Source organism: Bifidobacterium pullorum subsp. gallinarum, assembly GCF_000741215.1.
Lineage (GTDB): Bacteria > Actinomycetota > Actinomycetes > Actinomycetales > Bifidobacteriaceae > Bifidobacterium > Bifidobacterium pullorum_B.
This window is the reverse complement of record NZ_JGYX01000001.1, coordinates 25,261-44,243: the sequence shown is the minus strand read 5'-3', so window position 1 is coordinate 44,243 and position 18,983 is coordinate 25,261. Positions and strand designations below refer to the sequence as shown.

Here is an 18,983-nt window from a genome sequence, read left to right as displayed (position 1 = left end):
CATACTGCGAATCCGCACCACCGCGGCGCCTACGCCAGCGCGGATTCGCTGTCGGCGCCCTCCGGCAGGAACTGGTCGTAGCCGCTCTCCTCCAGCTCGTCGGCCAGCTCCGGGCCGCCGGTCTTGACGAAGTGGCCGTCGGCGAACACATGCACGATATCCGGCTTGATGTACTTGAGGATGCGTGTGTAGTGCGTGACCATCAGGATGCCCAGGCCGGTGTTCTCCTTGGCGCGGTTCACGCCCTCGGACACGATGCGCAGCGCGTCCACGTCGAGGCCCGAGTCGGTCTCGTCCAGCACGGCGAACTTGGGCTTGAGCAGTTCCAGTTGCAGCACCTCGGCACGCTTCTTCTCACCGCCGGAGAAGCCCTCGTTCACGGAACGGGTGGCGAACTTCGGGTCCATCTTGAGCCGCTTCATGGCCTCGGTCAGTTCCTTGGTCCAGGTGCGGATGGCCGGGGCCTGACCGTCGATCTCGGTTTTGGCGGTGCGCAGGAAATTGGTCATCGACACGCCCGGTACCTCCACCGGGTACTGCATGGCCAGGAACAGGCCGGCCTTGGCACGCTCGTCCGGCGTCATCGTCAGCAGATCCTCGCCGTCCAGCAGCACCTGGCCGGATTCCACCTCATACTTGGGGTGACCGGCCAGCGTGTACGCAAGCGTGGACTTGCCAGAACCGTTCGGTCCCATGATGGCGTGGGTCTCGCCCGAGTTGACGGTCAGGTTCACACCCTTGAGGATCTGCTTACGGCCGTCCTTGGTTTCGACCGAGGCGTACAGATCCTTGATTTCCAACGTCGACATCTTCTCCTCCCAGACGTTCGTCATGGCTTCGTTCTCGCCGCGGGCGAGCCTGCGGTCGATGATGGTCATCAGATGGTCGGCGATCTGCGGGATGCCGATCTCCTCGACCAGCTCGCCGAAGAACCCGCGCACCACCAGCTTGCGGGCTTCCGTCTCCGGAATGCCGCGCGACTGCAGGTAGAACAGCTCCTCGTCATCGAACCGCCCGACCGAACTGGCGTGTCCGGCGCCGATGATGTTGCCGTTCTCGATCTCCAGGTTCGGTTCCGAATCGGCGATCGCGCCCGGCGTCAGCACCAGGTTGCGGTTGAGCTCGTAGGAATCGGTGCCCGGCGCGGTCGGTTGGATCAGCGCGTTGCCGACCCACGTGGAGTGCGCGCCCTGCCCGTCGAGCGCGCCCTTGTACACCACGCGCGACCTGCAGTCCGGATGGTTGTGCACCACCATCGTGCGGTGCTCGATGTGCTCGCCCGGATCAGCGAAGTAGATGCCCAGCATGTTCAGGTCGCCCTGCGGGCCGCCGAAGTCCTGGTCCATGCGGATGCGGACCACGTCGCCGCCGAGCGTGACCATCGAGTGACGCAGGCTGGCGTTCTCGCCCACATGGATGCGATGGCCGCCGACATGCTTGGAGCCCTTCTCCCACTCCTGGATGAAGGTGGTGGACAGGTTGGAATCGCGGCCGGTGACGATCTCCACACCCTCCGCGAGACGTGCCATGCCGTGGTGTTCGACGACGACGTCGGCATGGGTGCCGGCATCGGCCGCGATGACCAGGTGCAGCGCATCCGGCGCGTCGCCGCCGCCGGTGACCGCGATGCGCACCGGCTGGGCGACGTCGCCGTGCAGGGTCACGACGGTCGCGGTCTTCACGACGTTCCACTCGACCGCCGAGATGCGGTCGCTCGGCTTGGACACGGTGCCGCTCGGCGCGACTGTCTTGTCCACAACCTCGACGCCGACCTGCTCGGGGTCCAACGGCGAGCCGTCGATGCCGGTCACCTCGACCGTGGTCAGGCCGCTCGGCTCGAACACGTCGAGGAATTCGGCGACGCGGTCCAACGGCGTGTACCGCCACTCCTCCTGACGGGAGGTCGGCATCGCGAACGCGTCAAGATCGAAGCTGCGCGGCGCACGGTCCGCGCTCGACGGCATGGCCGCCGGCACCGCGTACGGGTCGTTCGGATCCGCCACGGGAATGGTGATTTCGGTATTCTCTGCCATCGGACTCAGCCCACCGATCCTTCCATCTGCAGTTCCACCAAACGGTTCAGTTCCAGCGCGTACTCCATCGGCAGCTCACGGCTGATCGGCTCGACGAAGCCGCGCACGATCATGCCCATCGCCTCGTCCTCGTTCAGACCGCGGCTCATCAGATAGAACAGCTGGTCCTCGGAGACTTTGGAGACGGTGGCCTCATGCGCCATCGACACGTCGTCCTCGCGAACATCCACATGCGGGTAGGTGTCGGAACGCGAGTAGTCGTCGACCAGCAGCGCGTCGCACACCGTGGAGTTCGAGGAGCCTTCGGCGCCCTTGACGATCTTGACCAGACCGCGGTAGGCGGAACGGCCGCCGCCGCGCGAGATGGACTTGGCCACGATCGTGGAGCTGGTGTGCGGGGCCAGGTGGATCATCTTGGCGCCCGTATCCTGGTACTGCCCCTTGCCGGCGAAGCCCAGCGACATGGTTTCGGCCTTGGCGTACGGTTCGGCCAGGATGCAGGCCGGGTACTTCATCGTGGCCTTGGAGCCGATGTTGCCATCCACCCATTCCATCGTGCCGCCCTCGCGCACGTAGGCGCGCTGGGTGACCAGATTGTACACGTTGTTCGACCAGTTCTGCACGGTGGTGTAGCGCACGCGGGCGTGCTTCTCCACGATGATCTCCACGATGGCGGCGTGCAGCGAGTCGGTCGAGTAGATCGGCGCGGTGCAGCCCTCCACGTAATGCACGTAGGAGCCCTCGTCGGCGATAATCAGCGTGCGTTCGAACTGGCCCATATTCGGGGTGTTGATGCGGAAATAGGCCTGCAGCGGGATGTCCACATGCACGCCCTTGGGCACGTAGATGAACGAGCCGCCCGACCACGCGGCCGTGTTCAGCGCGCCGAACTTGTTGTCGTCCGGCGGTACGACCGTGCCGAAGTATTTGCGCACCAGATCCGGGTATTCGCGCACCGCGGTGTCGGTGTCCACGAAGATCACGCCCTGGTCCTTCAGCTCCTGCTGGATGGAGTTGTAGATGACCTCGGACTCGTACTGGGCGGCCACGCCGGAGACCAGACGCTTCTTCTCCGCCTCGGGGATGCCCAGACGGTCGTAGGTGTTCCGGATGTCGTCCGGCAGATCCTCCCAGGTGGCGGCCTGCTTGTCGATCGGCTTGACGTAGTACTTGAAGTCGTCGGCGTTGAAGCCGCTCAGGTCCACGCCCCAATCCGGCATTGGTTTGTCCAGGAACGCCTGATAGCCCTTGAGACGGATGTCGAGCATCCACTCGGGTTCGCCCTTGTCGGCGGAGATGGCGCGCACCACGTTCTCGTCGATGCCCTTCTTCGCCGCCTCGCCGGCCGCATCCGAATCATGCCAGCCGTACTCGTATTCGCCGAACTGGCTGATGATCTCGTCATCCTGCCTGATCTTGTCCTCGTTGACGCGGGACCGGCCGGCCACGTACTGGCTCATCTCCACGTCAGCCGCGGCGCCGCCCGTCTGCCCGGGCGACTGTGGCGTCATCTCGTCCGTCACTGCGCGCTGCCTCCTTCATACGAATTGCTTCCATCCGCAACACTAATGGAATCAGCGGGAAAACACTAGTATCCGCCCGAAAAATCATCCCCGAGCGGATGTGAGGAAGCTCACGGGGGTGCCGAGGGCGCGTCAGCAGAGGGATCCCCTGACGTTCGGTAGGTGATTTTCTCATTCAGTTGGAAACTTTTCAGACGGGTAGCACCTGTTTCAGCCGGAAACACTCTTCTTCCGGGCCCCAGTTCACAGGTCTCATCCGATTCGGTTCCCAACTGAATGACAGAATCCCCTACTGAGTGATGTGTACAAGCCCATGCCCGCACGACGCTCCGCCCAATGTGCAACGTTCCGAAGCCGTTCGTCGTTTGAACTGCCGCTAAGGCGCGCCCCTGGTCCGTCCTCTGAACCAAGGCCGTGTGAAGAGGAGTCCTACTGGATATCATGAAACCAGTCGATATTGGGAGGGATGTATCGAACGATGAGGGACGAACACAGCGATGAATCCGGATATGATGCCGCCGAAGTCGAACGCGCTGCCGAAGACCTGCGAGTGGGAATCATCGACGATGACGCTCTGACGCTTGCGGCGTTGCGTTCCGTGGTCAACGGGATGGCGCCGCGGCACGGCACCGTTGTGATCTGGACATCGAGATCCGGCGACGAGGCCGTTGATCTGTGCGTTGATCGGCGGAGCAGACCCGATGTCGTATTGGTGGACATGAATATGGATGGAGTCGACGGCGGCATGGTATGCCAGCGGATCCGTCATTTCTCCGACCGCATCGTCATCTACGGTATGACGGCGCATTCGCTGCGCCGATATGAGCATGTGACTCGTCGGTTCGGTGCGCAGGCGCTGTTGGATAAGGCCGATGTGCAGGGCCTGCAGCGTTGCCTTGCCGACTGTGCGGCAGGACGGACATACATTCAGCAGGGGTTCTCCTCGCCTGGGCAGGCGTACCGCTTGTTGACTGTTCCCGGCGCGGTGAATGCGACTTCCCTGGAATTATCGCCGCGTGAGACGGAGGTGCTGGATTGGACGATAGAGGGATTGACGGCCAAGGAGGTCGCCGCCCGCATGGCGTTGAGCGAAGCCACCGTCAAAACGCATCTACGCCACGCCATACGCAAGCTCGGAGTCGGCAACAAGCTCCAGCTCATCCGTGCATGGACCCAGTTCAGGAGCGCGCGATGAGCACGCCGAACGCCACCGGACCGGCTTCGTTTCACATCTTCCCGGCATTCCGTGGTTGCAGACGTCCATATGCGTTGGCAATCATCATCTTCGTCGTGATGCTGACGATGCTCGAATACGCTGCGGGATCCGATCAATCGATGGCCAATCTGATGTTCGCCTGTGTACTGGCAAGCATGAGCATCGGCATGTATTGGCTGCCCGCATGCTGCGGCATCGGCATCACCGCGTTATCTGTTGCCACAACATTGTATCCGGGAATGCCGTTTTCTCCACAACTTTGGAGTCTGTGGCTTGTTTTCGGCATGCTGGCGCACCAGCGCAGATATGTGTTGGTTTCCATGCTTTTCATCGCCGAGATAGCGGCATACCTTGCCGCCTTGGTATTCCATGTACCGACTTGGGCACCCTCCGGCATCGTCACTCTGCTAGGTACATTCGTCATCGCCGCCATAGCCGGGTACGGCATGTCAGCCCTCCAACAGTTCCAGCGCATCCAAGAAGAGCTGCGGCAACGGCAATCCCTGCAGGAACAGTATCACCGGTCGCAACGGGATCTGCTGTTGGCCAGTCGCATACATGATTCCACGGCGCGTGGCCTGACGCTGATATCACTGATGGCTGATGACTCTAAGCCTGCCACGGCGACCGGGGAAAACAGCCATGCATGTTTGCGCGATATCAAATCCGTCGCGGCGGACACGCTTGCGGAGACCCGAACCGTCATCGACATCCTGTGCGGATCAGACGACTCTGCCGCATATGTCAATCGAGACCACGACAACGTGATGTTCGTTGACGCCCTCCGGCAGCAGCTGGATTGCAACGATCACATACTTGCAACATTGGGGTTTCTCGGAACCAGTGTCGTGCGCACGGAAAATCAGGGAACGAACCATCGTCCCGATTCCGCCGTCGCGGAGGAACTGCATGATCTCATCGACCAGCTCTATACCAATATCGTCATGCACGCGAGACAAGGCAATGATAGCTACGTCATACGCATAACGATCAGGAACAACCAAATCAGCATCATCGAATCCAACGCATATGATGCGTCGCGATTATCGGAACGGCACTCATCACATGGTCTAGCCCTTCATGAACGCCGAATCCGCGCGTTGGGAGGGACGATGACGTACGCCATCGAAGATGACGTGTGGACGTTACGTGCGCAAATACCACTACTTTACGCATAGTATTCACTGCCGCACATCCACTCAAGCCATGGAGGACAATCGCGGAGCCGCTCTTCTTCCGTGGACGTGGACTGTAATTGGGCATACCTTGGAACAAGCGCATCGCAAGATGGTATCGGAGCGGCCGACAAAACACTTGACATGATGATTGCAACAATTACATCCATTATCGTATTCCTTTACCAAAGCGTTGCACGGACAAAAAGCATCACAAGTCTCCACCCCCATCACCTTTTAGATGATGGCGCACCGCTGTCTCTTATATTGACGTTGTCCATAAGACACGAAGCACATCCCCATAGATCACGGATTGAATATCATGAACACGTTTACGCTTAAAATCGCCGCGTGTCTGCTCATGGTCATCGACCATACCGCACTGTTCTTTCCGCATGCCATTGAGCTGCCGATGCACTGGATTGGGCGACTCGCCGCGCCGTTGTTCACTTTTCTGTGTGTGCAGGCCTGTGAGCACACCCACAGTATCTTCCGCTACATCATGCGGCTGTATACCGCCAGCGTCGGCATGGCCTTCATGGAATTGATCCTTAATCGCACCGGCAACGCGTTTACGCCCCTATTCCACGTCGCACTGATCATCGGCATCCTCTCATTGCGCAAACCACCGCACCGAGTTGCAGGCCTTGCAGCCTATTGCCTGTGGCAGGTTACCCTATACCTGCTGTTCACCGCGGCCGAACCAGCCATCAGCGAATTGGACATCCTGCCTCGGCTCCTCGTCGAGATTGTGGCGCCCACCGCGCTTGGCATGGGTATCTCCATCGATGGCGGCTATGCATATGTGATGCTCGGTCTGATCATGTGGGTTTGCCGGAAGTCACGGTATCGGTTGGCCATATGGTTCACGGTGTTCTGCGGTGCGATATTCATACTGTTCAACTATGCACCGCTCACGAACAGCATCCTGCCGGGACTCGCACAGGAGTATCTCGGTCTTCCGGTGAGCATCCACTGGATGCCGTTCACCTACAACTACCAATGGATGATGATCGGGGCACTCCCGTTCATGCTGCTGTACAACGGGCAACGCGGCCGGCCCGTCAAGTGGCTGTTCTACTGGTTCTACCCGGTACACCTCACCGTCATCACGATACTCATGCATCTGCTCGGCGCGCAATTCTACGGCGCATGACGTCGGGACCGAAGTTGCACGGTTGCATATATATGCGGGGCGGGAAGCAATGAGTTGCTTCCCGCCCCGCATCCGCTTGATGGTGGGATAATCCCTCAGCGTTCGGACTGGTGGACCAGCGCGGCCCTGACCAGACCGGCGAACAGCGGGTGCGGCTTGGTCGGACGGCTCTTGAACTCCGGGTGCGCCTGGGTGGCCACATAGAACGGATGCACCTCGCGCGGCAGCTCCACGAACTCGGTGAGCTCGCCGTCCGGGCTCTGGCCGGAGATCACCAGACCGGCCTCGCGCAGACGGTCCTTATAGGCCACGTTCACCTCGTAGCGGTGGCGGTGCCGTTCGGTGACATGCGTGGTGCCGTACAGTTCGGCGACCAGCGAGCCCTCCAGCAGCTCGGCCGGGTAGGAACCAAGTCGCATCGTATGGCCCATGTCACCCTTGCCGGCCACGATATCCTTCTGTTCCTCCATCGTGGCGATGACGGGATTCGCGCAGTTGGGGTCGAACTCGGTGGAGTCCGCGTCCTCGATGCCGAGCACATCGCGGGCGTATTCGATAACCATCGACTGCAATCCCAGACACAGGCCGAGCGCCGGCAGACCGTTCTCGCGTGCGAACCGCAGCGCGCCGATCTTGCCCTCGATGCCGCGGATGCCGAATCCACCCGGCACCACAATGCCATCGACCTGATCGAGCGCGGCCGCCGCGCCCTCCGGGGTCGCGCACTTGTCGGCGGCCACCCACTTGACGTTGACCTTGGCCCAGTTGGCGAAACCGCCCGCCTTGATCGCCTCGGTGACGGACAGGTACGCGTCCGGCAGGTCGATGTACTTGCCGACGATCGCGATGTTGACCTCATGCTTGGGATGGTGCACGCGCTCCAGCAGATCGGCCCACTCGTCCCAGTCCACGTCGTGGAACGGCAGACCCAGCTCGCGCACCACGTAGGCGTCGAGCCCCTCGTCGAACAGGATCTTCGGCACGTCGTAAATGCTCGGCGCGTCCACGCAGTTGACCACGCCCTCCGAATCCACGTCGCACATCAGCGAGATCTTGTCCTTGATGGACTGGTTGAGCGGACGGTCCGAACGCAGCACCAGCGCATCCGGGGAGATGCCCAACTGACGCAGCATCATCACCGAATGCTGGGTGGGCTTGGTCTTCAACTCGTGCGCGGCGGAGATGTACGGCACGAGGGAGACATGCACGAACATGCAGTTGTCCGGCCCCAGGTCGCGGCGCACCTCGCGCGCGGCCTCCAGGAACGGCTGGGATTCGATGTCGCCGACGGTGCCGCCGATCTCGGTGATGATCACGTCCACGTCGTCGGAGGCCTGGGCGCGCATGCGGGACTTGATCTCGTCGGTGATATGCGGGATGACCTGCACGCACTGACCGAGGTACTCGCCGGCGCGTTCCTTGCGCAACACCGACTGGTAGATCTGGCCGGTGGTGACGTTCGCCTTCTGGCTGAGGAAGACGTCGAGGAAGCGCTCGTAGTGGCCGATGTCCAGATCGGTTTCGGCACCGTCCTCGGTCACGTACACTTCGCCGTGCTGGAACGGGTTCATCGTGCCCGGGTCCACGTTGATGTAGGGATCGAGCTTCTGCTGCAGCACGTGGATGCCGCGCGAGCGCAGCAGGCGGCCCAGCGATGAAGCCGTCAGTCCCTTGCCCAACGACGAGACCACGCCACCGGTGACGAAAATATGCTTGGTAACGTGTTCCTGCGAGTTGCCATGTTGTCTTCTAACCATGGAATTCCACATTATCATCCGCGCATGACCCGGCGTGTTTCCACGGATGCCGCATCGTACGCCAGGATTCGGTCGCCGCGCAGGCGGACCGGTCGCATCGCGTCATCAGTTGCCGCGAAGGTCGAACCAGCTGAACGGGGCGATCCCATCGCCCCACGTATAGACGATGTACCACCGTCCGTCGGACGTATCCGACACATCCGAGGCAAAGGCGTAATCGCCGCGGTCGATGATGCCGAGGTCCCGGGTCGTCTGCGCATCCACCAGCATGTCCCAATCGCCTTTGCGGTAGGCCGCGTAGTACCCGTCCAATTCGTCGCTCGACAGATCGCTCTGAACCAGCACGCCGCCGAGATACTGCATGCCGTTCCCGTTGCCGGTGAGTTTCCCGGCCAGGCTGAACCGTTCCGCGACACGGGTGTCGGCCGGCGACGGAACGCCGGCGACGTCGTCGGCCAGGCCGGCCGCGGTCCGGTCGTTCACGAACGGGCACAACACGAACAACGATACGATCGCCAGCGGTACCGCGGCGAACGCGGCACCGGCGACGATGACGGCTTTGTCCACTGCACGACGGGTCATGCCTCCAGCCTCGCACATCCCCGCGCGGAACGCAACTCCTACGGCTCGCGGCGTCGCCCCAGGAGCAGTCGCCGGACCTTCCTGAGATGGTTGCGTCGAAACACTCCCCTGGTTCCGGGCATCATCTCGTTTCCGATGTCCCTTGACGGGCTCGTGCAGCTTGCTCATGGCGGCGGCATGGGAAGGGTTATCCACAGACGCGCCGATATGGCGTCCCTTCGTCCACAATGCCCGCCCGCCGTTGCGGTCCGGCCGTTCGACCCCGTATGCTCGCCTCATGAGAAGGCATGACGTCATCGACCCGATGCTCGATGCAACGCGGAATGACTGACACGCATCGGTTGTTTCCCGTCGGATATTACACACGCCCGCCGAATACATGACACGAACCGGTTATTCCGCGGCACGTAATTGCGCTCGCCCAACGAAAACCGGACACGGAGGGGACGGAACGGGCCGAGCGAACGGGGTCACTGCTCCAGCAGGTGGGCGACCGCCTCGAGGGCGAGCCGGTACCCGTAGAACCCCATGCCGGTGATCGTGCCGGTGGCCACCGGGGAGATGACCGAGTACTTGCGGAACGCGTCGCGCGCCGACGGATTGGAGATGTGCACCTCCATCAGCGGCAGACCGGCGTCGGTGACCATGTGCGCCGCGTCGGACAGCCCGTACGAGTAGTGGGTGAACGCCGCCGGGTTCATCACCACCGGTGTCCTCTCGTCGACGGCGCGGTGCATCCAGCCGATCATCTCGGCCTCGTCGTCGGTCTGGCGCACCTCGACGTCCAGACCGAGCTCCCTGCCCCATGCGGTGCAGTCGCGGCGCAGCGTCTCCAGGTCCTGATGGCCGTAGACGTCGGGTTCACGCACGCCGAGGCGTCCGAGATTCGGACCGTTAACGACAATAACCTTGCGTGTCATACGATGACTTCCTTTCTTGCTTCACGGACGGATGCGGCGGAATGCCTCCTCGACGACGTCCGCCGGCGGATCCTCCAAGTGAATGACATGCCCGATGCGGTCCAGCACCACGAACCGCAGCATGTTGCCGCGTGCCTTCTTGTCGCGGTGCATCAGCGCCAGCACGTCGGACCATGAGCCGCCGCCCCATGAGGTCGGCAGTCCCAACGCTCCAAGCAGCGAACGGTGGTAGTCGACCAGATCGCGGTCGATGTGCCCGAGCAGGTTCGACAGTTCCGCCGCGAACACCATGCCGACGGCCACCGCGTTGCCGTGCCGCCACCTGAAGTGCTCGATCTGCTCGATGGCATGACCGAGGGTGTGTCCGTAGTTGAGGAATTCGCGCAGCCCCTGCTCCTTCAAGTCGGAGGAGACGTGGTGCACCTTGACGCGCACCGTGCGTTCGATCAGTTCGCACACCACGTCCTTCAGCGGCGATTCCAGGAAGGTCGCGCCGTCGAACCCGCGCAGCGCCGCGGCATGGGTTTCCAGGATCCGCAGAATCTCCTCGTCCATGATGAATCCGGATTTGGCCACCTCGCCGAGCCCTTCGACGAAGATGTCGTTAGGCAGCGAAGCCAACGTCCGCACGTCGGCGAGCACGCCGGCCGGCGTGTAGAACGAGCCGACCAAGTTCTTGCCCTGCGGCGTGTTGATGCCGGTTTTGCCGCCGGTGGACGCGTCGACCATTGCCAACAGCGAGGTCGGGCAGTTCACGTAGCGCACGCCGCGCATCCATGTGGCGGCGATGAACCCGGCCAGATCGGTGGCCGCGCCGCCGCCGACGCCCACGATCGCGTCGGAGCGGGTGAAGCCTTCCTCGCCGAGCCGCTGCCAGACGCCGTTGGCCACGTCCACGGTCTTGCCGGCCTCGGCATCGGGCACGACGATGTCCACGACCTCGTACCCGCCCTGGCGCAGCAACGCACGGGCGTGGTCGGAATGCCGCTGCACGGGCTGCGTATGGATCAGCGCCACACGGGCCGCCTTCTCCCCCAGCAGCTCGGGCAGATGGCTCATCGCCCGCTCGCCGATGCGCACATCGTACGGGTCGATGCCGGAACCGGTCACATGCACGGCTCGTTCCTCGATCATGTCCTTCATCCTCCTTGCCGCCTGCGCCGGCGACAGACCATAGGTGTGCACCATCACATTCGCCACGTCCCGGAACACCGGATCGCGCACCTGGTACAGTGACTGCCACCGTTCGTCGGCGTCGCCGTTGAGCATCGGCCGGCCGCCGCCGCGCCGGGCGCGTTCCATCGCCTCGCGGGGGTCGGCCATCAGATAGATCACCTTGCCGCCCTCGGCTATGTACTCGGCCAGGCATTCGCGCACCGCGGGCGTCATCGGGGCGCCCCCGCCCAGCGAGAAGATGCCGTCGAACCCGTTGACGGTTCGCCGGATCAGATCGCTTTCGACCTCGCGGAACGCCGGTTCCCCATATCGCTCGAAATATTCGGGGATGGACATGCCCACCTGACGTTCGATCTCCACGTCCGCGTCGAGGAACGGCAGCCCCATCAGCTGCGCGGTCTCCCGTCCGACGCGGGTCTTGCCCGCGCCCATCATGCCGATGACCACGGCCTGCGGATGGTTCGTCATCGTCAGTTCCCTCCTCCTATCCGTCCGAGATAACGGATGATTTCACACCCGTCGTCGTCATGGTGCGATCCGCGCATCGCCGGGCACCAGACGACGGGCATCAGCGCATATGCTCCGGCCACGAGGCCAGGTACGCCTCGGCGTTGCGTCGGGTTTCGGCGATGCTGTCGCCGCCGAACTTCTCCAACACATACCGCGCGATGGTCAGCCGCACCATGGCTTCGGCCACCACGGCGGCCGCCGGCACGGCGGTGGAGTCGGAACGCTGGTTGATGGCCTGCGCCGCCTCGCCGGTCAGCACGTCCACGGTGCGCAGCGCCTTGGGGATCGAGGGAATCGGCTTCATCGCCGCACGCACGCGGATCGGCTGCCCGTTGGACATGCCGCCCTCGATGCCGCCCGCACGGTTCGTCATACGCGTGATACGTCCGTCGCCGCCGACCACGATCTCGTCATGCGCCTGCGATCCGGGGCGCATGGCCTCCAGGAAGCCGTCGCCGATCTCCACGCCCTTGATGGCCTGGATGCCCATCAGCGCGGAGGCCAACGCGGCGTCCAGACGACGGTCGGATTCCACATACGTGCCGATGCCGGCCGGCACGCCGTAGGCGATGACCTCGACCACGCCGCCCAAGGTATCGGCGTTGGCCTTCGCCTCGTCGATGCGCGCGATCATCCGCGCCTCGGCGTCCTTGTCGAGGGTCCGTACCGGCGAGGCGTCCAGGGCCGTCACATCGTCCGGCGCGGGCAGCGGGGCGGATGCGGGGTCCTCCACGCCCGCGCCCCCGATGGAGATCACATGCGCCACGGTGCGAATGCCCAGCGACTGTTCCAGGAACAACGCCGCCACGGCGCCGAGCGCCACGCGCGAGGCCGTCTCGCGGGCGCTGGAGCGTTCCAGCACCGGACGGGCGTCGTCGAAGCCGTATTTGCGCATGCCGGTCAGGTCGGCGTGGCCGGGGCGCGGACGGCTCAGCGGCGCGTTGCGTCCCTCGCACGGCAGGTCGTGGTCGAGCGGGTCCGCGCTCATGACCTGGGTCCATTTGGGCCATTCGGTGTTGCCGATTTCGATGGCGATCGGCGAGCCGAGCGTCTCGCCGTGCCGCACTCCGGTGAGCAGCCGCACCTGGTCCTGTTCGAACTTCATGCGCGCACCACGCCCGTACCCGAGGCGGCGACGCGCCAGGGCGCCGACGATATCCTGCGAGGTGACCCGCACGCCGGCCGGCATTCCCTCGATCATGGCGACCAGCGCCTCGCCGTGCGACTCCCCTGCCGTCTGCCAACGCAACATGCCTGTACTCCTTGGTAAGTGGTGTTCCTTGCAACTTCGGTCTATCCTACCGGCATGGGCTACCTTGTTGCGCTGCCGAGTCTTCTATGTGGACTGGCGATCAGTGTTGAGGACATCCGATGCCGTCGGGTGCCGCGGCTGTGGGTGGCCGTGGGCTGCCTGCTGCAGCTGGTGGCCCTGATTGTGGCCGCGCTGCTGGGCAACGACCTGTTCCTGGTGCTGCAGGCGGCGCTGTTCGCCGTGCTGTGCGCCGCGGTACAGTGCGGATTGGCGCTGGTCAGGCCCGGTGCGCTGGGATTCGGCGATGTGACCGTGACGCTGCTGATGGGTCTGGCCGTGGGGACGGCCGGCTTGTGGGGCGTGGTGGTCTGGTGGCTGGCGATGGGCGTGCTGGGGCTGGTCTGGATGCTGCTGTGGCGACGGTTCGATTGGCAGGGGGACACCCCCTATGCGGGCAAGGTGCCGTTCGCGCCGGTGATTGTGGTGGCCGCGACCGTGGCGCTGGGAGTATGCGGATAAGGGAATACGTGTGAGGCGGCGCCTCCCGCAGGATGACGCCGCCTCACACGGTATCGGGACCGGTGTGACCGGTCAGTTCGCGTTGGGGTTGTTGTTCTTGTACTCGTCGCGGATCTTCCAGAATTCGTCCTCGGTGACGGCGAACTTGGTTTCGCCGGTTTGCAGGTTCGTGGTGACGAAGTACAGCCAATCGCCCTGTTCGGGGTTCATCGCGGCCTGGATGGCGTTGTCTCCCGGATTGCTGATCGGGGTCGGCGGCAGACCTTGATGGATGCGCGTGTTGTACGGGTTGGAGTCGTCCGCCAGCATGGCGTCGGTCAGTTCCGCCGCGGTGATGCCCAGACCGTAGGCCACGGTGGTGTCCATGCCCAGCGGCATGCCGGCATCGATGCGGTTGAGGATCACGCGGGTGACCTTGCCGTAGTACTCCTGCGAGTTGACCTCGGCCTCGGCGATGGAGGCCATGATCATGATCTTCTCGCGTTCCTCGCCGGTCGGCACGCCCATCTCGTCGAGTTTGGCGATGCGGGCGTTGACCATCTGCGTCAGGATATCCGAGGCGGTCTGTCCCTCCGAGGGGTTGTACGAGCCGGGTTCCAGCCAGCCTTCGAAACTGCCGTTGGCCTCAGCGGGCAGGATGCCGGCTCCGTCCCCGTCGATGATCGATTGGAAGTCGCTTTCGGGCAGACCGGTGACCTGCGCCGCGTTGGCGATGACGTCGCTGACACGTTCGCCGGGCCTGACCTCGATGAACCCGCCAGCCTGCTCTTGATCGGACAGCACCGCCAACACGTCCGAAGCTTTCATCTGGTACTGCAGGCTGAAGGTGCCCGGGTACAGCGTGGAGTTGCCGGCGATGCTGGTCAGTGCCTCGGGGGATTTGATGATGTCCTGCTTGGTCAGGTTCTGCGCCACCGTATGCCAGTCGCTGCCGCTTTCCACAGTGAATTGCACGCTGCCGTTGCCCGGCCCCGGATAATCCTCGACGACGACCTGGGCGGCCTCGCGGTCGGCCTTCCACTGCTTCAATGCACGGTATCCGAAGAACCCCGCCGCGCCGACCAACGCCAGAACGACTACCACAACAACAGCCGCCACGATCCGATGCCTTTTGCGCTCCGAACGTTTGCGGCGCATTTCACGCCGGGAACGCGGCGGACGCGGCGGCAATGCGGAGAACCCGTCACCGTCCAAATCGGACCACTGCGTGTTCTCTTCGAAGAAATCACTGAAACTATCGGACACGGGGTCGCTCCTCTTACCTGTTCTCTCTGCTATCCAACGCGGTCTGCAGTATCACCACCGCCGCCTGCTGGTCGACCACAGACCGATGCTGCCGGCCACCGATCTGGGCATCATGCAGCAGCCGATGCGCGCTGACGGTGGTCAGTCGTTCATCCACCAATGTTACAGCCGGAACGGCCGTCAACGCGAATTGGCCGTCATCCAGGAGGGCCGACATTCTCTTTTTGAGGTTATCCGCCCACCGACGAGCCTTTTTGGCGCTTCTGCCCTCCGTGCCGTCCATCTGCAGGGGCAGCCCCACCACCACATGGTCCACGCCTTCATCCTCGATGACGTCGATCACCGTGTCCAATGCGAAGAAGGAATCGCCATTGACCGTGATGTTCCCCGCCGGATGGGCAAATGTCAGGCCCGGGTCGGACAGTGCCAGTCCGACCCGGGCGTTGCCCAAGTCAACACCGAGCCACACCATATGATGCGGTTCAGCCCTTCATTGCCTCATGCGTCAGCGACTGCAACGCGGCATCGATCTTGGAGGCATCGGAGCCGCCGCCCTGGGCGAAGTCCGGCTTGCCGCCGCCACCGCCGCCGAGGATCTTGGAGGCGCCGCGCACCAGATCGCCGGCTTTGATGCCGCTCTTGCGTGCCGCCTCATTCGTGGCCACGGCGACCATCGGCTTGTCGTCGGCGCTCACGCCGGCCAGCGCCACCACAGCGGGAGCATCCTCGCCGAGCTGACCGCGGATGTCCAGCACGGTCTTGCGCAGAGCATCGAACGAGCCGAAATGCCCCACGTTCCTGACCGCCACCTTGACCGGCGCGGCCGAGGCCTTGGCCTCCGACACCAATCCGGGCACCGCGGAGGCCAGCTGGCTTTCATACATGGCGGCCAAACGGCGGTCGGATTCCCTGAGCTTGGCCAACAGCGTGTTCACGCGTTCGGCCAGCTCGTCCGGACGGGCGTTGAGCTTGTCGGACAGCTGGGAGACCAGCGCGTGTTCGCGGGCGTTGTACTCGTAGGCGCTCTGGCCGACCAGGGCGTCCACACGGCGCACGCCGGAGCCGATCGACGCCTCGGACAGGATGCTGACCTGGCCGATCTTGCCGACGTGGTCCACGTGGGTGCCGCCGCACAGCTCGCGGCTCCAGCCGTCCTCGCCGATCGAGACGACGCGCACGATGTCGCCGTACTTCTCGCCGAACAGGTGCATGGCGCCGAGGGCGATGGCGTCGTCGAACTTCATCTCCTGCGTGGTGACGGCCAGGTTGTCGCGCAGCTTGTCGTTGACGCGGGCCTCGACGGCGCTCATGATCGTCTTGGCCGGTGCCTTGGACCACTGGAAGTCGAAGCGCAGACGGTTCGGCGCGTCCTCGGAACCACGCTGGGTGGCCTGCGGGCCGAGCTCCTCGCGCAGCGCCTTGTGCACCATGTGGGTGGCGGTGTGCGAGCGGGCGATGGCGCCGCGGCGGTCCAGATCGATCGTGGCGTTGACCTCGGTGCCCACGACCAGCGTGCCCTCGGTCAGGCGGCACTGGTGCACGATCAGGTCCTTGATCGGCTTCTGCACGTCATCGACCTCAAGCACCGCGCCGTCGTCGGACAGGATCTCGCCCTGGTCGGCCAGCTGGCCGCCCGCCTCCGCGTAGAACGGCGTACGGTCGAGGATCACCTCGATGGTGGCCGGGGCGGTGACCGCCGGCACGGAGCCCTTGCCCTCCTGCATGATGCCGAGGACCTTCGAACGGCTGGAGTAGTCGGTGTAGCCGAGGAAGTCGATCGGCGCGGCCAGCGTCTTCTTGAAGTCGTCATACACGGACAGGTCCACGTTGTGGCGCTTCTTCAGCGCGTCGGCGCGGGCGCGGGACTTCTGTTCGGCCATCAGCTCGCGGAACTTCGCCTCATCGACCTTCACGCCCTGTTCGGCCGCCATCTCCAGCGTCAGCTCGATCGGGAAGCCGTAGGTGTCGTGCAGGGTGAAGGCGTCGGCGCCGGAGACGGTGTCCTTGCCAGCCTTCCTGGCCTTGGCGACGGCCATGTCGAAGATCTCGGTGCCGGATTCCAGGGTGCGGCGGAACGCGTCCTCCTCGCCGTAGGCGGCCTCGGACACGTCATGGAAGGTCTGCTCCAGCTCGGGGTAGCTCGGCACCATCGCGTCCTTGGACACCGGGAACAGCGTCGGCAGCACCGGATCGGTCACGCCGAGCGTGCGCATCGCCTTGACGATGCGGCGCAGCAGGCGGCGCAGCACGTAGCCGCGGCCGTTGTTGGCCGGGCGCACGCCGTCGCTCATGATCATCAGCGCGGAGCGCACATGGTCGGCGACCACGCGGAACTTGACGTCCATCGCCTCGTCGTCGCCGTACAGGCGGCCGGACATGCGCTGCGCGGCCTCGATGACAGGGAACACCTCGTCAGTCTCATAGATGTTGTTCTTGCCCTGCAGCAGGTAGGCCATGCGCTCCAGGCCGGCGCCGGTGTCGATGTTCTTGTTCTCCAGCTCGCCGACGATGTGCAGGTCGGTCTTGGACTTGACGTTGTCGACCTCGAAGTTCTCGAACACCAGGTCCCAGATCTCGATGTAGCGGTTCTCGTCGGCGATCGGGCCGCCCTCGATGCCGAACTCGGGGCCGCGGTCCACGTAGATCTCGGAGCACGGGCCGCCGGGGCCGGGGCCGCCGGTGGTCCAGAAGTTGTCCTCCATGCCCATGATCTGGATGTGCTCGGGGTCCACGCCCTCGTTGCGCCACATGGCGCGGGCCTCCTCGTCATCGGTGAAGGTGGTCATCCACAGCTTCTCGGGGTCGAAGCCGTAGCCGCCCTGGTCCTGGGGCTTGGTCAGCAGCTCGTAGGCGTAGTGGATGGCCTCTTCCTTGAAGTAGTCGCCGAACGAGAAGTTGCCGAGCATCTGGAAGAACGTGCCGTGGCGGGTGGTCTTGCCCACCTCGTCGATGTCCAGCGTGCGCACGCACTTCTGGTTCGAGGCCATGCGCGGATGGGGGGCCGTCTGCTCGCCCATCAGATACGGGATGAACGGCACCATGCCGGCGATGGTGAACAGGGTGGTCGGGTTCGGCGAGATCAGGGACGCCGAAGGCACGACGAGGTGGTCGTGCTGTTCGAAGTAATCCAGAAAGCGCTTCGCGATTTCAGAGGTGCGCATGGGTGGTTGTCTCTCCTTGATATCAGAGCATGGGCGTATCAGGCCCTAAAACAGTATCGATGATGATTGGTGGCGGCGAGGGCGGGAGCGCCGTGCCGGCCGATTCTCGAATGGATCAGCGCAGCCGGCCGATATATCGTTCGTTGAGCTCAGCCTCGCGGGCTCGACGGGTGGCGTTGAACTCGTTGACCAGCCCTTCGAGCGTTCTGACCGCCACATGATCCTGATCGGGTCCGAGCAGGAACTGCCGCGCGGAATCCGGCGTGTTCGCCTTGACGTACGCCTGTGCCTTGCTGACCGCGACGATGCCGATGGCCACGCCGACGGCTATCCAGAACAATCGCTTGACCATCACTCCCCCCTTGTTCGGCTGCTGCATGACGCGCTTGGACATGAACGACTGCGCGGTGGATTTCAGCGCATATACCGTGGAAGCGACCTTGATGACGGGCTTGCCGAGGAACGAGCCATACAGATCGGTCAACGCCCCCACGTTGTTGGCCGTGGTGGAGGCCGCGGAGGAGATCTTGTTGACGTCCTCCAACGACTTATTGACCTGCTTGACCGTCGTCACGCTCTCGTCAAGGGCCGGGATGGCGTGGTCACCGGTCTGCTTGACGGTTTCGGCCAGCTGATCGAACAGCTTGCCGAGGCGGATCAGCGGATAGATCAGGAATCCGGCCAGAATGGCGAATGCTATCGCCGCAATCAGACCGGCGATCTCTCCAACACCCATCATGAACCTCACATTTCCCGGT

15 protein-coding genes and 2 pseudogenes are annotated in these 18,983 nt (G+C 63.6%); 4 read left to right on the top strand and 13 right to left on the bottom strand.

From position 1 onward, the window contains the following. Positions 1-29: 29 nt before the first annotated feature. From sufC to sufB, 3 genes and pseudogenes are all read right to left on the bottom strand, one after another. A complete protein-coding gene (gene sufC, locus BIGA_RS09090; protein ID WP_033507456.1) occupies positions 30-809 on the bottom strand; it encodes a Fe-S cluster assembly ATPase SufC in 780 nt (259 codons plus the stop codon). Further along, a pseudogene (gene sufD, locus BIGA_RS00175) lies at positions 810-2,033 on the bottom strand (Fe-S cluster assembly protein SufD); the annotation flags it as partial. Between the two features lie 5 nt (positions 2,034-2,038). Beyond that, a complete protein-coding gene (gene sufB, locus BIGA_RS00170) occupies positions 2,039-3,544 on the bottom strand; it encodes a Fe-S cluster assembly protein SufB (protein WP_033507523.1) in 1,506 nt (501 codons plus the stop codon). A gap of 478 nt (positions 3,545-4,022) precedes the next feature. On the opposite strand from sufB, the gene BIGA_RS00165 reads away from it, so the two are divergent. The 3 genes from BIGA_RS00165 (at position 4,023) to BIGA_RS00155 (ending at position 7,103) form a co-directional block, all read left to right on the top strand. Continuing rightward, positions 4,023-4,751: a LuxR C-terminal-related transcriptional regulator gene (locus BIGA_RS00165; RefSeq protein ID WP_081929281.1), complete on the top strand. Its 729-nt coding sequence runs from the start codon at positions 4,023-4,025 to the stop codon at positions 4,749-4,751. Further along, positions 4,748-5,950 (top strand): sensor histidine kinase, encoded by a 1,203-nt coding sequence (locus tag BIGA_RS00160; protein WP_033507462.1) that lies wholly within the window; start codon positions 4,748-4,750, stop codon positions 5,948-5,950. Before BIGA_RS00165 ends, BIGA_RS00160 begins: the two co-directional genes overlap by 4 nt. Positions 5,951-6,269: 319 nt before the next feature. After that, complete coding sequence (locus BIGA_RS00155; protein WP_033507464.1) at positions 6,270-7,103, top strand: TraX family protein; 834 nt, start codon at positions 6,270-6,272, stop codon at positions 7,101-7,103. Between the two features lie 95 nt (positions 7,104-7,198). Here the strand turns inward: BIGA_RS00155 and BIGA_RS00150 are convergent, their stop codons facing one another. The 5 genes from BIGA_RS00150 to aroC form a co-directional block, all read right to left on the bottom strand. Further along, positions 7,199-8,860 carry a CTP synthase gene (locus tag BIGA_RS00150; protein ID WP_033507466.1) on the bottom strand — a complete coding sequence of 554 codons (1,662 nt, stop codon included), beginning with the start codon at positions 8,858-8,860 and terminating at the stop codon, positions 7,199-7,201. A gap of 105 nt (positions 8,861-8,965) precedes the next feature. Further along, positions 8,966-9,442 (bottom strand): hypothetical protein, encoded by a 477-nt coding sequence (locus BIGA_RS00145; protein WP_051916974.1) that lies wholly within the window; start codon positions 9,440-9,442, stop codon positions 8,966-8,968. A gap of 470 nt (positions 9,443-9,912) precedes the next feature. Next, positions 9,913-10,362, bottom strand: a complete 450-nt coding sequence (locus BIGA_RS00140) for a type II 3-dehydroquinate dehydratase (RefSeq protein ID WP_033507468.1) — start codon at positions 10,360-10,362, stop codon at positions 9,913-9,915. Between the two features lie 21 nt (positions 10,363-10,383). Beyond that, the gene (locus BIGA_RS00135) at positions 10,384-12,006 is read right to left on the bottom strand and encodes a bifunctional shikimate kinase/3-dehydroquinate synthase (protein WP_033507470.1); all 1,623 of its coding nucleotides are present in this window, start codon (positions 12,004-12,006) and stop codon (positions 10,384-10,386) included. Between the two features lie 100 nt (positions 12,007-12,106). Next, positions 12,107-13,300 carry a chorismate synthase gene (gene aroC, locus BIGA_RS00130; protein ID WP_033507472.1) on the bottom strand — a complete coding sequence of 398 codons (1,194 nt, stop codon included), beginning with the start codon at positions 13,298-13,300 and terminating at the stop codon, positions 12,107-12,109. 54 nt (positions 13,301-13,354) lie between these two features. Here aroC and BIGA_RS00125 point away from each other — a divergent pair, with 54 nt between their 5' ends. Beyond that, positions 13,355-13,819: a prepilin peptidase gene (locus BIGA_RS00125; protein ID WP_051912058.1), complete on the top strand. Its 465-nt coding sequence runs from the start codon at positions 13,355-13,357 to the stop codon at positions 13,817-13,819. Between the two features lie 72 nt (positions 13,820-13,891). On the opposite strand, the gene mltG is transcribed toward BIGA_RS00125, so the two are convergent. The 5 genes and pseudogenes from mltG to BIGA_RS00105 all read right to left on the bottom strand — a co-directional run. Further along, positions 13,892-15,064, bottom strand: a complete 1,173-nt coding sequence (mltG, locus tag BIGA_RS00120; protein WP_033507474.1) for an endolytic transglycosylase MltG — start codon at positions 15,062-15,064, stop codon at positions 13,892-13,894. Positions 15,065-15,077: 13 nt separating this feature from the next. Further along, on the bottom strand, positions 15,078-15,536 hold the full coding sequence (gene ruvX, locus BIGA_RS00115; RefSeq protein ID WP_033507476.1) for a Holliday junction resolvase RuvX: 459 nt from the start codon (positions 15,534-15,536) through the stop codon (positions 15,078-15,080). A 10-nt stretch (positions 15,537-15,546) separates the two neighbouring features. Next, complete coding sequence (gene alaS / locus BIGA_RS00110) at positions 15,547-18,225, bottom strand: alanine--tRNA ligase (RefSeq protein WP_033507478.1); 2,679 nt, start codon at positions 18,223-18,225, stop codon at positions 15,547-15,549. Between the two features lie 115 nt (positions 18,226-18,340). Beyond that, positions 18,341-18,577 carry a hypothetical protein gene (locus BIGA_RS09085; RefSeq protein ID WP_033507480.1) on the bottom strand — a complete coding sequence of 79 codons (237 nt, stop codon included), beginning with the start codon at positions 18,575-18,577 and terminating at the stop codon, positions 18,341-18,343. A gap of 30 nt (positions 18,578-18,607) precedes the next feature. After that, positions 18,608-18,961, bottom strand: a pseudogene (locus BIGA_RS00105) (DUF948 domain-containing protein); the annotation flags it as partial. Positions 18,962-18,983 lie beyond the last annotated feature (22 nt).

Excerpts from the sequence above, each read along its gene's own strand:
- sufC (WP_033507456.1), bottom strand. The coding sequence starts at position 809 with ATGTCGACGTTGGAAATCAAGGATCTGTACGCCTCGGTCGAAACCAAG.
- sufB (WP_033507523.1), bottom strand. The coding sequence starts at position 3,544 with ATGACGCCACAGTCGCCCGGGCAGACGGGCGGCGCCGCGGCTGACGTG.
- BIGA_RS00165 (WP_081929281.1), top strand. The coding sequence starts at position 4,023 with ATGTATCGAACGATGAGGGACGAACACAGCGATGAATCCGGATATGAT.
- BIGA_RS00160 (WP_033507462.1), top strand. The coding sequence starts at position 4,748 with ATGAGCACGCCGAACGCCACCGGACCGGCTTCGTTTCACATCTTCCCG.
- BIGA_RS00155 (WP_033507464.1), top strand. The coding sequence starts at position 6,270 with ATGAACACGTTTACGCTTAAAATCGCCGCGTGTCTGCTCATGGTCATC.
- BIGA_RS00150 (WP_033507466.1), bottom strand. The coding sequence starts at position 8,860 with ATGGTTAGAAGACAACATGGCAACTCGCAGGAACACGTTACCAAGCAT.
- BIGA_RS00145 (WP_051916974.1), bottom strand. The coding sequence starts at position 9,442 with ATGACCCGTCGTGCAGTGGACAAAGCCGTCATCGTCGCCGGTGCCGCG.
- BIGA_RS00140 (WP_033507468.1), bottom strand. The coding sequence starts at position 10,362 with ATGACACGCAAGGTTATTGTCGTTAACGGTCCGAATCTCGGACGCCTC.
- BIGA_RS00135 (WP_033507470.1), bottom strand. The coding sequence starts at position 12,006 with ATGACGAACCATCCGCAGGCCGTGGTCATCGGCATGATGGGCGCGGGC.
- aroC (WP_033507472.1), bottom strand. The coding sequence starts at position 13,300 with ATGTTGCGTTGGCAGACGGCAGGGGAGTCGCACGGCGAGGCGCTGGTC.
- BIGA_RS00125 (WP_051912058.1), top strand. The coding sequence starts at position 13,355 with ATGGGCTACCTTGTTGCGCTGCCGAGTCTTCTATGTGGACTGGCGATC.
- ruvX (WP_033507476.1), bottom strand. The coding sequence starts at position 15,536 with ATGGTGTGGCTCGGTGTTGACTTGGGCAACGCCCGGGTCGGACTGGCA.
- alaS (WP_033507478.1), bottom strand. The coding sequence starts at position 18,225 with ATGCGCACCTCTGAAATCGCGAAGCGCTTTCTGGATTACTTCGAACAG.
- BIGA_RS09085 (WP_033507480.1), bottom strand. The coding sequence starts at position 18,577 with ATGGTCAAGCGATTGTTCTGGATAGCCGTCGGCGTGGCCATCGGCATC.